Here is a 13,693-nt window from a genome sequence, read left to right as displayed (position 1 = left end):
GGTGCGGAGCGGGTGCCGTCAGCCGACCGGCTGGCGGGTCAGGAACTTGTAGCTGTAGCCGGTCGCGATCAGCGTCAGCGGGATCGTGACGAGCAGGCCGAGGCCACACAGGATGGCGCCGACGATGTTGATGCCGATCAGGGCCAGCGCGAGCAGGAAGATCGGGCCGAGGTTGTTGCCGACGAGCCGGAAGCTCGACTGCAGCGCCGTGAGCGGGCTCTCGCCCCGGTCCAGGACGAACCACAGCGTGTACCAGGCGAAGAACGTGAAGATGATGCCCGGCAGGATGCAGAGCAGGAATCCGACGAAGCTCAGCACGCCCAGCAGCAGGAACGTCAGCACGACGGCACCGGCGCGGTCACCCCACTGGAAGAAGTCGCCGAACCCGGGCTTGCGCCCCTCGGTCTCCGACAGCGCGCCTCGTGTCTCGGCCGCCTGCATGAACCAGCCGACCAGCGTGTTGAGCAGGTTGAACAGGAAGGCGACGAACGAGAAGCCTCCCGCGGCCCACCAGTTGGACGAGTCCCAGGCGTTGTCCCCGCCGGCCTGAGCGGCCGAGCCGATCGCTCCGATGGCGACCTGGATCAGGAAGAACACCAGGGTGATGCCGACCCAGACGCCCCAGTTGTCCTTGAACTTGTTCCAGCCGTACGAGATCGCGGCGCCGACGCTCAGCTCCTGCGGCGCGCCGTAGTCGCCCGGACCACCGCCGTACGCGGGAGGGGGACCGTAACCCCCGGGCGGCGGCGGGTAGCCGCCTCCCCCGGGCGGAGGACCGTACCCGCCCGGAGGTCCCTGGGGCGGAGGCCCGTAGCCGCCACCGCCGGGCGGAGGACCGTACCCGCCCGGAGGTCCCTGGGGCGGAGGCCCGTAGCCGCCACCGCCGGGCGGCGGGCCCTGGGGCGGCGGTCCGGGCGGAGGACCGCCCGGAGGCGGACCTTGGGGAGGGGGACCCTGCGGCGGCGGGGGCGGCGGCGGGGGTTCGCTCCCCGCCCCTGGCGGGGGCGCAGGATCGTACGGCGGGGGTCCGTCGGGTGCCTCGTGGTCCGGCGACTCTTCGCCGGGCGGCTTCTGCGGGTCGCTCATCGAGGGTTCTCCTCCGTGAAGGCGCGTGGGCGCATCCCTGCACCCGTGTCCCCTGTGAGGCTAGCCACTCCAGGCGTCGTACGCGCGAATCTGGCGTCTCGCCGCCCCCCGGCGCGTCGCGGAGGACGGGCGCCGGACTCAGCCGAAGGAGGCGAGCCGCTCCGCTGCGACGGCCACCCGCTCGTCGGACGCCGTGAACCCGACGCGGACGTGCTGGGCCCCGGCGGCGCCGTAGAAGCTCCCGGGAGCGACGAGGACACCGATCTCCGCCAGCGCCGCCACCGTGTCGCGGGCAGGCTCGTCCCGGGTCGCCCAGAGGTAGAGCGACGCCTCGGAGTGGTCGATGCGGAAGCCGGCGGACTCGAATGCGCGTCGCAGCGTCGCGCGCCGCGCGGCGTACCGCGCGTGCTGGGCGTCGGCGTGCGCGTCGTCGTCGAGCGCCGCCGCCATCGCGTGCTGGACCGGCGCGGGCACGATCAGGCCGAGGTTCTTGCGGACCTCGAGCAGCTCCTTGACGATCACGGGGTCGCCGGCGACGAACGCCGCGCGGTAGCCGGCGAGGTTGGAGCGCTTCGACAGCGAGTGGACGGCGAGGATGCCGTCGTGCGAGCCGCCACTGACCTTAGGGTGCAGGATCGAGAAGGGCTCCGCCTCCCACGCGCACTCGAGATAGCACTCGTCGGAGACGAGGAGGACGCCACGCTCGCGGGCCCACTCCACGGTCTTGCGCAGGTGGTCGAGCCCGAGCACGCGGCCGCTGGGGTTGGACGGCGAGTTGATCCACATCAGGGCCGGCGTCGAGGGGCCCAGCGCCACCGTGGCGTCCGAGACGACGACCTCGCAGCCGGCGAGCCGCGCACCGACCTCGTACGTCGGGTAGGCCAGCTCGGGGATCACGACCGTGTCGCCCGGGCCGAGGCCGAGGTGGAGCGCGAGCCCTGCGATGAGCTCCTTGGAGCCGATCGCCGGCAGCACGCCGTCGATGGCGAGCCCGCTCACGCCGTGGCGGCGCGCGAGCCAGTCGACCGCAGAGCGCCGCAGGGCGGGCGTGCCGATGGTCTGCGGGTAGCCCGGCGCGTTGGCAGCGGCAGCGAGCGCCTCCTGCGCCACGGCCGGGGTGTCGTCGACCGGGGTGCCGATCGACAGGTCCACGATCCCGTCAGGGTGGGCCGCTGCACGGGCCTTGACCTCGGCGAGGGAGTCCCACGGGAAGTCGGGCAGGCGGCGCGAGACCGCCCGGGACGACACGCGCGCCGCCGCGCTCGGGCGCGACGGCGCGGACGGGGTCGGGTCCGGCATCAGTCCTGGTTCTGCGGGGGCAGGGCCGCGATCATCGGGTGGTCCTTGTCGATCGGACCCATCTTCGCGGCACCGCCCGGCGAGCCGAGGTCGTCGAAGAAGTCGACGTTGGCGGTGTAGTAGTCCTTCCACTCCTCCGGGGTGTCGTCCTCGTAGAAGATCGCCTCCACGGGGCACACCGGCTCGCAGGCTCCGCAGTCGACGCACTCGTCGGGGTGGATGTAGAGCATCCGCTTGCCCTCGTAGATGCAGTCGACCGGACACTCGTCGACGCACGCACGGTCCTTGAGGTCCACGCACGGCTGAGCGATGACATACGTCACGAGGGGTCCACTCCTTCATTTCGAACGACTAGAACTAGTATCACCCTCTCGCGCGGAGCCCTCTTCGTGAGGTCCGTCTAACGGACGTAACCCCGTTCCACTTCTCGTTCAGGAGGTCCCCTGTTGGTCCGGTTCGACGCCCTCGTCGGCCAGCGCGTCGTGGTCCGCTCGATCGTCCCGGGCGAGCGCGGACCGTCGGGCGGACCCGCCCTCACCGACGTGATCGGGCGCCTGCTCGCGCACGACGGTACGACGCTGCGCATCCAGCGCCGCGACGGCTCCGAGGTCGAGGTCGACGTCGCGGGAGTCGTGGCGGCGAAGGCCGTCCCCCAGGGCCCCGAGCGGATCCGTCCCCGGCCGGCCATGGACCACACCCCGGAGGAGCTCGCGCGGATCTGCACGCGAGGCTGGCCGCCGCGCGTCTCGACGGAGCTCGGCGCGTGGACCTTGCGGGCGTCGGGCGGCTTCACCGGTCGCGCGAACTCGGTCGCGGTGCACGGCGATCCCGGGACGTCCTTCGTCGACGCGCTCGAGCGGGTCGAGGCGTTCTACGCCGCCCACGACCTCCCGGCCAAGGCGCAGGTCATCGACGAGACTCCGTGGGCCGCACGGTTCTCCGACGCCGGCTGGGTGGGGATCGGCGGGACGCACGACCACGCCGTCGTCCAGGTGGCCGACCTCGCCGACGTCCTCGCCCGCCCGCTCGCACCCCCGCCGGGACCCGAGGTCGCCCTCCGGATCGAGGAGACCCTCACCGAGTCGTGGCTCGAGGCCGCGGAGCGCATCACCTCCGACGTCCCTCAGGCGGACGTCCGGCACGTGCTCGGCTCACCGCCGGTCGTCGGGTTCGCCCGCGTCGAAGGCGACGCCGGGATCGAGGCGGTCGCCCGGATGGTCGTGACCGGGGAGTGGGCAGGACTGTCGAGCGTCCACACGCTTCCCCACGCTCGCCGACGCGGGCACGCCGCGCGGCTGCTCGAGGCGACCGCGCGCTGGGCGTCCGAGCGCGGCGCCGACAAGGTCTACCTGCAGACGATGCTGCACAACGCTCCCGCACTGGCGCTGTACGGCCGGTACGGGTTCGTCACGCACCACACCTACCGGTACGTCACGCCGCCCCCGGCCCGCTGACCGCGGCGGGTCAGTCGCCCTTCTTCTTCGGCGCCGGACGGCACTGAACGTTGTCGGCGGCGTTGTAGTGGGCTGTCGTCGTCTCGCGCTTGACGACCTTGCCGTCGATCGAGAACGTCCGGTAGACGTCCACGTCGAAGCCGGTCACCCCGGCCTGCGGCACGCACTTGTCGGACGCGTCGTAGCGGGTCGCCGGCGACCGGAAGTTGCGCTTGGCCGACAGCCCGGCGTCGATGTCCCACTTCTTCGTGCCCCAGAGCGTCACGTTCATCGCGCCCTGTCGGCTCGACGTGCTCGGGTTCACCCAGGCCTGGATGAGGATGCCGTGGTCGGTGGTGTTCTTGAACTTCAGGTCCACCGTCGGCCACGCCACCGTCGCCTCGCGCCCGACCGGGTAGCGGCTGATGTAGAAGCTGTGCGGCTTGTGCGTGACGTCCTCGAGCCCGCCGAAGAACCCGGCGTTGTAGAGCGTCGTCGCCACCTGGGAGACACCACCGCCGAGGTCCTCGCGGAAGACACCGTTGCTGATCATGAAGCCCGCGGTGAAGCCGTTGGCGGCGGTGCGCTCGCCCACGGTGTCGTTGAAGCTGAAGGTCTCGCCGGGCTTCAGGATCGTGCCGTTGACGAGCTCCGCGGCACGCCCCTGGTTGGTGTTGCGGTAGGCCGCGTGCGGGTAGTTGGTGGTGAACGAGCTGACCTTCTCCACGATGCCGAGCTTCTCGACGTCCTCGGTCGTGAGGTCAGGCTCCTTCTTCTTCGGCTCGACCTCGACCGAGCGCTCGTCGCCGGTCTTCGTGAGGATCGGCACCATCGCGGTGGCCACGTCCGCCGGGACGACGCCGATGCCGGCCTTGCCGGGGACGACCGTCGGCTTGCCCGAACGGATGACGACACTGGCGTCCTCGGCCGGCGTCCCGATCTCCTCGGTCGCGTCGGCGAGCGGCTCCGCCAGCTTCTTGGGGTCGACGACCGGCGTGAGCGCCCCGTCCTTGACCTGCACGCTGAGCGCGGGGGCGTAGTCCTCCGGGGCCAGCTCGGCCGACTTGCTGCCGGCGACGATCGTGACCGGCGCGGACATGGCCGGCTCGGCGATCTCGGAGACCGCCCTCGTGAGGTCGTCGCTGCTCACCGCGGGATCGAGGGAGTCCACCGGCAGCTCGAGCTCGGTGTGCTCGAGCGGGTAGGCGCCCCGGACCAGCTCGACCGTCGCCTCCTGGTCGACCTTGCGCCCCGCCTTGGGCTCGGTCACCTCCGGCTCCCCCTCGGGGAAGCCGATGTGGCCCTCGGTGACCTCGCGGTCGGTGTCGTCGGCGATCGAGGCCACCGCTGACTCCAGCGTCTTCTCGTCCACGTCGAGCGCCACGTCGTAGCTCTTCGAGCCGAGCAGGACGTCGACCATCGTGAGCGGGTTCCAGACCGAGGTGTCGGCGCCGGTCTGGGCGATCGAGTCGTCGAGGTCGACGGCGAGCCCCGCCTCCTTGGGCGTCAGCTCGAACGTCTTCTTGCCCCGGACGATGCGGACCGGCTCCTTGGCCGGAGCCGCGAGCTCGTCACCCAGCGTGCTGCGTGCCTCGTCGATCGACGTCATGCCGACGTCGACACCGCCGATCGTCGTCCCCGCCGGGACGCGGTCGGAGGTCGCCATGTGCAGGACGACGTAGAGCGCCGCGACGAGCAGGACGACGACGCCCAGCACGATCAGGGCGATGCGATTGCCGCGCTTGCGCCGCTGCTCGAACAGCGTCGGGTCCTGCTCGGAGAGCGTGGGGGTCGGGGCCATGGTGTCCTCGTGGTGCCAGTCGTACGGGGGCCAGTCAGCGTGCGGGGCCGGTCAGCGCTGCTGCTCGACAGGCGACGGGCCCGAGTTCTTCTCGCTCTCCGGGGAGCGGACGAGCGCGCCGTAGTGCGAACGGTAGTAGAGGAGCGGCTCGCCGAGACGCGACTCGCTGAAACCTGGGACACCGTCGGGTCCCGAGAGCGTCACCGCATCCGCGTCGGGGCGCACGGAGGCCGTCTGCACCTCGCCGACGACGATCGTGTGGTCACCACCGTCGTACGTCTGCCAGGTGCGGCACTCGAGCCAGCCGATCGCGCGCTCGAGCAGGGCGGCGCCGGTCGCCTCGCCCCGGCGGTGCGGGACGCGCGCGAGCTGGTCCTCGAGCCTGCGGCCGCGGTGGGCGAGCCAGCTGGCGTCGTCCTGCCCGTCCTCGGCGAGGATCGACACGCCCCACGTGCCCGACGCCAGCACGGCGTCGTGGAAGCGGTTGCGCCGGTCCACGACGACGAGGACGAGCGCGGGATCGAGCGAGACCGAGCAGAAGGCGCTCGCGGTCATCGCGTGGTCGATGCCGTCGTCCACCGTGGTGACGACCGTGACGCCGCTCGCGAACCGTCCGAGGACGTCGCGGAAGGCGCGGTCGGTGTCGGGATCCAAGGGGTGGGACGCTGGGCTCACGAACCCAGCGTACGGGGCCGATCCACCGTTCCGCGCTCGATGTGACCTGCGCCGCGGACCGCGAGGACGACGCCGAGACCGAGGACGACGAGCGAGCCGAGCAGGAACGCGTAGCCGAGCGCGTCGGCCGCGACCAGGTAGTCGCCCTCGGGTCGCGACGACATCGTGAGCAGGAGCACGACGCCGTACGCGAGCGCGAGCACGACCGCGCCCGCGACCCCGGCGACAAGGCCCGCGGCGCGGAGCGTGACGAGCAGGGCGGCGAGCGCGAGGATCAGACCCCACGGCACGTGCAGGTCGACGTGGCGGTGCACGACGAGCCCGCCGATGCACAGCACGACGCCGAGGACGGCCGCGAGAACCAGCGCGAGCGGGCGGCCGAGGGAGGCGAGGCCGTTATCGCGTTCCCGCGCTGTGCCGTTATCGCGTTCCCGCGCTCTGCCGTTATCGCGTGCCCGCGCTCTGTCGTTATCGCGTGCCCGCGCTCTGCCGTTATCGCGTGCCCGCGAAGAGGTCATGCTCCAACCCGTCCTCCCCCGGCACCGGCGTGCCCTTCGCGATCCGGAAGAACTCGGTCCCCCACACGTACGCGCCGAGGTTGTTGGACAGCGCGAAGAACGGGCTGTCGACCTGGATCTGCGTCGGGTACGCGCGCATCGCCTCCAGCTTGGCCTCGGCGAACTCCTCGGCCACGACGGAGGCGGCGATCTGGTCGTCCGGCACGGCCATCCACGAGAGGTCGCCCTCCGGGTCCATCCCCTCGAACGTGGTGTGGTCGCCCGCGGCGCGCAGCCGCCGCAGGCCCTCGCGCAGCCACGACTCGGAGTTGGCCGTCCAGTAGACCTTGGCGACGTCCCAGGCCTCGCCGAGGTCCGTGCGGTACGACGGGACGGCCGCGAGCGCGACGGCGTAGGTCGCGACGCGGTGCGCCTGCACGTGGTCGGGGTGGCCGTAGTTGCCGAAGTCGTCGTACGTGATGAGCACCTGCGGGCGGATCTCACGGATCACGGCGACGAGGTGGTCGGCCGCCTCGCGGAGGTCGGCCAGCCAGAACGCGTTGGACGCGACGTCGGGAGCGACGGTGGCCGACCCGGACTCCGACCAGACCATGCCCGAGTCACGGTAGGTGCCGGCGCCGCCGAGCCACCGCGTGTCGGTGATGCCGAGCACCTTCATCGCGTCGTCGCGCTCGGTGATGCGGTGCTCGCCGAGCCGGTCCTCGCGGTCCGCGGCGAGGTGCGCGAGCTCGGGGACGAGGACCTCGCCCATCTCGCCGAGCGTGCACGTCACGAGGGTCACGTGAGCGCCCTCCGCGGCGTACTTGGCCATCGTCGCGCCGGTCGTGATCGTCTCGTCGTCGGGATGGGCGTGCACGAGCAGCAGACGGCGGTCCGCGAGGGTGTCAGGCATGCCCTCCAGCGTACCGACGGGCACCGACGGACCGCCCGGCCGCGCACGACCGGCGCTTGACGCAGCACGGGCGGGTGCGCACACTCCGGTCGTGGCGACGATGCGCTCGGCCGGGGTGAAGGGCTTCCGTGCGGTCGTGGACGCCCTCGGCGGCGACGCGGACGCGCTGGCCCGCCGCGTCGGGCTGGACCCGGCGGTGCTCGACGAGGACGACATCCTCGTCCCCGACTGGAAGCTCGCCGAGCTCCTCGAGGAGAGCGCGCACGCCCTCGCCTGCCCCGACCTCGGGCTGCGGATGGCGGCACGCCACGGGCTCGACATGCTCGGTCCGCTCGCGATCATCCTCGTCAACTCCCCCACTGCCGGGGAGTCGCTGTCCGCGGTCGCGCGCTACCTGCGGTTCCACACCGACACCATCCACGTCGGTCTCCGCCCCGATCCCGGCGGCGACGCGCAGAGCGCCGCGTTCGTCTACGCGATGGACATCGGCGCGCCACCTCCCGTGCAGTCGATGGATGCGGGGATCGGCTTCGTGCACCGCACCTTCGTCGAGATCGCGGGCGCGGACTACGGGCTGCACTCGGTCCACCTGGCGTACGAGCCGGTCGCGTCCCGCGACGTCTACGAGGCGTTCTTCGGCGTGCCGGTCGTGGTCGGGTCGGCGCAGACCTACCTCCGCGTGCCCGCCGACTTCGCCTCGACACCGATCGCCGGGGCGGACGCGGCCAACCGCGCCCGCGCGATGGCGTACCTGGAGTCGGTCCTGCCGCCCGAGCTCGAGGACTTCACGGGGCGCACGCGCGCGATCGTCCAGGAGACGCTCGCGTACGTCCCGCCCCAGATGAAGAACGTCGCGCGTCTGCTCAACGTCGGGGAGCGGACGCTGCAGCGCCGGCTCGCCGAGCAGGGGTCGGGGTTCGCCGAGATCGTCGACGACGTGCGGCGGGAGACGGTGCACCGCTACCTCACGCGGACCGCGATGCCGCTGCACGAGATCTCTGCCGCGGTGGGGTTCGCCGAGCAGGCGACGCTCACGCGCAGCGCGCGCCGGTGGTGGGGCGAGACCCCACGGGCCGTCCGGCGCGGTTCCGCCTGAGAATTGTCGTCGAAAGTCAAGTTCTCGCGCGTGGCCCGGGTCACAATCGGACGCGGGACGGACGTCGATCCGCCCTGCCCGAGACCACCGAAGGAGATCCCATGGCCGACCGCACCGTCGACGTCCTCATCGTCGGCGCTGGCCTGTCCGGCATCAACGCCGCGTACCGCCTCCAGGAGCGCAGCCCCGGCACCACGTACGAGCTCCTCGAGGCCCGCGATGCGATCGGCGGCACGTGGGACCTGTTCCGCTACCCCGGTGTGCGCTCGGACTCGGACATCTTCACGCTCTCGTTCCCGTTCCGACCGTGGCGCGGCGAGGACTCGATCGTCGACGGCGAGCACATCCGCGACTACCTGCTCGAGACGGTGCGCGAGTCGGGCATCGGCGAGCACGTGCGCCTCTCGACGAAGGTCGTCGCCGCGGACTGGTCCGCCGAGCGCGCCCGCTGGACGGTCACCGTCACCACCGGGCCGGACCAGGTCGAGGAGACGTACGAGGCGCGGTTCGTGTTCTTCTGCAGCGGCTACTACGACTACGACGCCCCGTACGACCCGGGGTTCGCGGGCCTCGAGGACTTCACGGGGCGCGTCCTGCACCCGCAGTTCTGGCCCGAGGACCTCGACTACGCCGGCAAGCGCGTGGTCGTGGTCGGCAGCGGGGCGACCGCCATCACGGTGGTGCCCGCGATGGCGCAGACGGCGGCGCACGTCACCATGCTGCAGCGGACCCCGACGTACGTGGTGGCGCAGCCGAAGCAGGACGCGCTCGGCAACGCGCTGCGCAAGGTGCTCCCGCCCCGCGCAGGGCACCTGGCGATGCGGACCAAGAACACCGCGCTGCAGTGGGGCTTCTACCAGGCGTGCCGTCGGCTGCCGAACCAGATGGCGGGGCTGTTCCGCAAGGGCGCGGTCGCCGGGATCGGCTCCGAGGAGGTCGTCGACGCGCACTTCACCCCGCCGTACCAGCCGTGGGACCAGCGCCTGTGCATCTCCCCCGACGGCGACCTGTTCGCAGCGATCCGCGACGGGAAGGCGTCCGTCGTGACCGGGCACATCGACCGCTTCGTCGAGAACGGCATCCGCCTCACCGACGGCGAGGTGGTCGAGGCCGACGTCGTCGTGACCGCGACCGGGCTCGCGCTCAAGCTCCTCGGCGGGACGCGGATCAGCCTCGACGGGACGCCGGTCGACCTCGCGCACACCTACGCGTACCGGGCGACGATGCTCAGCGGCATCCCCAACCTGGCGTTCTGCATCGGCTACATCAACCTGTCCTGGACGATGCGCTCGGACATGACCGCTCGCCTGGTCGCCCGCATCGTCAACCGCCTCCGCGAGACCGGTGCCGACACCGTCACGCCGGTGATCGAGGGCACCCCGGACTCGCGTCCGCTGTTCGACATGGAGTCCGGCTACATCCGCCGCGGCGCGCACCTGCAGCCGCGCGCGACCACCGACTACCCGTGGTCGATGCGGCAGAACGTCGTCGTCGACGCGTGGGCGACCAACCGCGCCGACCTCGACGACGGCCTCACCTGGAGCTGGTCGGCACGTGACCGCACCCGCGCGGGCGCGAGCGCATGAGGGCCGTCACCTGCCACCGCGGCACGCTCGCGGTGACCGAGCTCCCCGACCCGGTCCCCGCCCGCGGGCAGATCCTCATCGAGGTCACGCGGTCCGGCATCTGCGGGTCCGACCTGCACGCCCGGGTCCACAGCGACCTCACCGCCGACGGGGCCGCGGAGATCGGGTACGACGCGTTCATGCGGGCCGAGCAGACGGTCGTGATGGGTCACGAGTTCTGCGGGCGCGTCCTCGCGTACGGGCCGGGGTGCCGCGAGGCGTGGCCGGTCGGCACCCGCGTGGTCTCCCTCCCGGTGCTGCGCCAGGAGGACGGCGCCCACCTGACGGGCCTCTCGGTCCGCGCCCCCGGCGGGTACGCGGAGAAGACGCTGGTCTCGGAGGTGATGACGATCCCGATCCCGGACGGGGTCAGCGACGACCACGCCGCGACCACCGAGCCGCTCGCGGTCGCGTACCACGCCGTGCGCCGCAGCGAGGTCCGCAAGAAGGACGTGGCGGTCGTCGTCGGCTGCGGACCCATCGGGCTCGCCGTGATCCTCATGCTCAAGGCCGCCGGCGTCCGCACGGTCGTCGCCAGCGACCTCTCGGCCGCCCGGCGTCGTCTCGCCACGGAGTGCGGCGCCGACATCGTGGTCGACCCGCGCACCCAGCCGCCGTGGACGGCGTACGGCGAGCGCAAGGGCCACCTGCGGACCGCCCCGAGCCTGATCGAGCTCGGCATGGACACCCTCAAGGTGCTGCGTCGCGTCCCCGGGCTCCCCTGGTGGAAGGTGATGCGCGCGGCGGAGAAGGTCGGTGCGACGCCGCGCGGCCCCGTCGTCTTCGAGTGCGTCGGCGTCCCGGGAATGATCGAGGACGTCATCACGCACGCACCGCTGCTCTCGCGGGTCGTGGTGGTGGGCGTCTGCATGGAGCCGGACACCTTCCGCCCGTCGATGGCGATCAACAAGGAGATCGACCTGCGGTTCGTCTTCGCCTACGGGCCGGACGAGTTCTACGAGACGCTGCAGATGATCGCCGACGGCACGGTCGACCCGTCGCCGCTGCTCACCGGGACGGTGGGCCTCGACGGCGTGGCCGCGGCGTTCGACGCCCTGGGCGACCCCGAGCGCCACGCGAAGATCCTCATCGACCCCGGCAGCGACGTGTCGGTGCCCTGACCCGCCCCGATACCCTCGGGGACATGACGAGTCCCGCTGACGAGTCCGTGTCCTTCCCGCGCCTGCAGGCGCGCTCGCTGCGCTTCACGCTCGGCGTGCCGCGCGACCTGACGGTGAGCCCCGACGGGACGACGGTGTTCTTCGTCCGGACGCCCGACGGCTCCACCCGTACGGGCTCGCTGTGGGCCTTCGACGCCGAGACCGGGGCGGAGACCTGTCTCGCCGACGCGGCCACGCTGCTCGGGGACGGCGGGGAGGAGCTCTCCGCCGAGGAGCGGGCGCGCCGCGAGCGCAGCCGCGAGTCGGCGGCGGGGATCGTCGGCTACGCGATGGACGAGGCGTGCGCCGTGGCCGCGTTCGCGCTGTCGGGCAAGGTCTGGGTCTGGCGCGCCGAGACCGGCGCGTCCGCCGCGCTCCCGACCGCGGGCTCGGTCATCGACCCGCGCGTCGACCCGACCGGCCGCCGGGTCGCCTACGTGTCCGAGGGCGCGCTGCGCGTGATCGGTGTGGACGGCACGCTGGACTACCCGGTGGTCGAGCCCGACGGCGAGCACGTCGTGTGGGGCCTCGCCGAGTTCGTCGCCGCGGAGGAGATGGACCGCCACCGCGGCTACTGGTGGGCGCCGGACGGCGAGTCCCTGCTCGTCGAGCGGTACGACGAGGCGCCGGTCGCGACCTGGTTCGTCGCCGACCCCGCAGACCCGTCCCGCCCTCCGGTCGAGCACCGCTACCCCGCCGCCGGCACCGACGACGCGCTCGTGTCGCTGTGGCACGTGCGGCTGGACGGGACCCGTACGGAGGTGGCCTGGGACCACGAGGCCTTCCCGTACCTCACCAGCGTGTCCTGGACCGCGCACGGCGACCCGCTCGTGCAGGTCATGTCGCGCGACCAGAAGAACGCGGCCGTGCTCGCGGTCGAGCTGGAGAGCGGCGAGACCACGCTCGTGCGGGCGCAGAGCGACGACGTGTGGGTCGACGTGATGCCCGGCGTGCCCGCGTACGCGCCCGGTGGCCGCCTGGTCACGCTGGAGGACCACGACGACACCAAGACGCTCTTCGTCGACGGCGAGCCGGCCTCGCCGAAGGGCCTGCAGATCCGCAAGGTCGTCTCGCTCGGCGCCGAGGGCGCGATCGTGACGGCGTCGGAGGACCCGACGCAGGTCCACCTCCACGCCGTCGGCTGGGACGGCGACACGCTGCCGCTGACCGAGGGGCCGGGTGTGTGGAGCGGCAACGAGCGCGGCGGCACCGCCGTCCGGATCCGCGACGGGCTCGAGTCGCCGTTCCCGACCGTGACCGTGATCCGGCGCGGCGCCACCGTCGGCAACATCGCCTCGCACCCGCTGCACCCCGGCCTCCACCCCGAGGTCCGGTTCCTGGAGGCCGGCGAGGACCGCATCCGTACGGCGGTGCTCTTCCCCCGCGGCCACCAGCACGGCAACGTCGCGTCGCTGCCGATCGTCATGAACCCGTACGGCGGTCCGCACGCGCAGCGCGTCCTGCACTCCTCCCGCGCGTACCTCCAGGCGCAGTGGATCGCCGACCAGGGCTTCTGCGTCGTGGTCGCCGACGGGCGCGGCACGCCGGGTCGCGGGCGGGCGTGGGACCGCGCCATCCGGGACGACTTCGCCGGCGTCACGCTCGACGACCAGGTGGTCGCCCTCGAGGCGGTCGCCGACAAGTACGGCGCCGACGTCGACACCTCGCGCGTCGGCATCATGGGCTGGTCGTACGGCGGCTACCTGTCGGCGCTCGCGGTGCTGCGTCGCCCGGACGTCTTCCACGCCGCCGTCGCCGGCGCGCCGGTCACGGAGTGGCGGCTGTACGACACGTTCTACACCGAGCGCTACCTCGGGCACCCCGACGAGCAGCCCGAGGTGTACGACGCCAACTCGCTGCTGAACGGGCTCGAGGAGCTCGGCGAGCTGCCGCCGCTGATGATCGTGCACGGGATGGTCGACGACAACGTCGTCGTCGCGCACACCCTGCGGCTCTCGTCGGCGCTGCTGGCCGCGGGCAAGCCGCACAGCGTGCTGCCGCTGACCGGGGTCACGCACATGACGCCGCAGGAGGTCGTCGCGGAGAACCTCGCGCAGCTGCAGGTCGACTTCCTGCGCACCGCCCTCCGCGCCTGACGCCGGACGTGA

General features: G+C 72.3%; 12 protein-coding genes. 5 read left to right on the top strand and 7 right to left on the bottom strand.

Going from position 1 to position 13,693, the window contains the following annotated elements:
• Nucleotides 1-18 precede the first annotated feature (18 nt).
• The 3 genes from ACQSSQ_RS04650 to fdxA form a co-directional block, all read right to left on the bottom strand.
• Nucleotides 19-1,086 (bottom strand): DUF2189 domain-containing protein, encoded by a 1,068-nt coding sequence (locus tag ACQSSQ_RS04650; RefSeq protein WP_431325862.1) that lies wholly within the window; start codon nt 1,084-1,086, stop codon nt 19-21.
• Between the two features lie 138 nt (nt 1,087-1,224).
• Nucleotides 1,225-2,385 carry a succinyldiaminopimelate transaminase gene (gene dapC / locus ACQSSQ_RS04645; RefSeq protein ID WP_431325861.1) on the bottom strand — a complete coding sequence of 387 codons (1,161 nt, stop codon included), beginning with the start codon at nt 2,383-2,385 and terminating at the stop codon, nt 1,225-1,227.
• Nucleotides 2,385-2,708 (bottom strand): ferredoxin, encoded by a 324-nt coding sequence (gene fdxA, locus ACQSSQ_RS04640; RefSeq protein ID WP_139086403.1) that lies wholly within the window; start codon nt 2,706-2,708, stop codon nt 2,385-2,387. The genes dapC and fdxA overlap by 1 nt, the downstream gene beginning before the upstream one ends.
• 123 nt (nt 2,709-2,831) lie before the next feature.
• On the opposite strand from fdxA, the gene ACQSSQ_RS04635 reads away from it, so the two are divergent.
• On the top strand, nt 2,832-3,839 hold the full coding sequence (locus ACQSSQ_RS04635) for a GNAT family N-acetyltransferase (RefSeq protein WP_431325860.1): 1,008 nt from the start codon (nt 2,832-2,834) through the stop codon (nt 3,837-3,839).
• 10 nt (nt 3,840-3,849) lie between these two features.
• On the opposite strand, the gene ACQSSQ_RS04630 is transcribed toward ACQSSQ_RS04635, so the two are convergent.
• From ACQSSQ_RS04630 to mshB, 4 genes are all read right to left on the bottom strand, one after another.
• A complete protein-coding gene (locus ACQSSQ_RS04630) occupies nt 3,850-5,619 on the bottom strand; it encodes a VanW family protein (RefSeq protein WP_431325859.1) in 1,770 nt (589 codons plus the stop codon).
• 51 nt (nt 5,620-5,670) lie between these two features.
• Nucleotides 5,671-6,294 carry a flavin reductase family protein gene (locus ACQSSQ_RS04625; RefSeq protein ID WP_431325858.1) on the bottom strand — a complete coding sequence of 208 codons (624 nt, stop codon included), beginning with the start codon at nt 6,292-6,294 and terminating at the stop codon, nt 5,671-5,673.
• Entirely contained in the window at nt 6,291-6,632 is a 342-nt protein-coding gene (locus ACQSSQ_RS04620) for a hypothetical protein (protein ID WP_489685681.1), read from the bottom strand. Before ACQSSQ_RS04620 ends, ACQSSQ_RS04625 begins: the two co-directional genes overlap by 4 nt.
• Before the next feature lie 154 nt (nt 6,633-6,786).
• A complete protein-coding gene (gene mshB, locus ACQSSQ_RS04615) occupies nt 6,787-7,704 on the bottom strand; it encodes an N-acetyl-1-D-myo-inositol-2-amino-2-deoxy-alpha-D-glucopyranoside deacetylase (RefSeq protein WP_431325856.1) in 918 nt (305 codons plus the stop codon).
• 100 nt (nt 7,705-7,804) lie between these two features.
• On the opposite strand from mshB, the gene ACQSSQ_RS04610 reads away from it, so the two are divergent.
• The 4 genes from ACQSSQ_RS04610 to ACQSSQ_RS04595 all read left to right on the top strand — a co-directional run bounded on the left by ACQSSQ_RS04610 (nt 7,805) and on the right by ACQSSQ_RS04595 (nt 13,681).
• Entirely contained in the window at nt 7,805-8,800 is a 996-nt protein-coding gene (locus tag ACQSSQ_RS04610) for an AraC family transcriptional regulator (protein ID WP_431326776.1), read from the top strand.
• Nucleotides 8,801-8,901: 101 nt separating this feature from the next.
• Nucleotides 8,902-10,386 (top strand): flavin-containing monooxygenase, encoded by a 1,485-nt coding sequence (locus tag ACQSSQ_RS04605; protein ID WP_431325855.1) that lies wholly within the window; start codon nt 8,902-8,904, stop codon nt 10,384-10,386.
• Nucleotides 10,383-11,546, top strand: coding sequence for a zinc-binding dehydrogenase (locus ACQSSQ_RS04600; protein WP_431325854.1), 1,164 nt, complete (start codon nt 10,383-10,385; stop codon nt 11,544-11,546). The genes ACQSSQ_RS04605 and ACQSSQ_RS04600 overlap by 4 nt, the downstream gene beginning before the upstream one ends.
• Before the next feature lie 23 nt (nt 11,547-11,569).
• The gene (locus tag ACQSSQ_RS04595) at nt 11,570-13,681 is read left to right on the top strand and encodes a S9 family peptidase (RefSeq protein ID WP_431325853.1); all 2,112 of its coding nucleotides are present in this window, start codon (nt 11,570-11,572) and stop codon (nt 13,679-13,681) included.
• The last annotated feature ends 12 nt before the right edge of the window (nt 13,682-13,693 follow it).

The organism is Mumia spirodelae (genome assembly GCF_050632745.1).
Classification (GTDB): Bacteria; Actinomycetota; Actinomycetes; order Propionibacteriales; family Nocardioidaceae; genus Mumia.
This window is presented reverse-complemented; position numbering and strand designations above follow the sequence as displayed.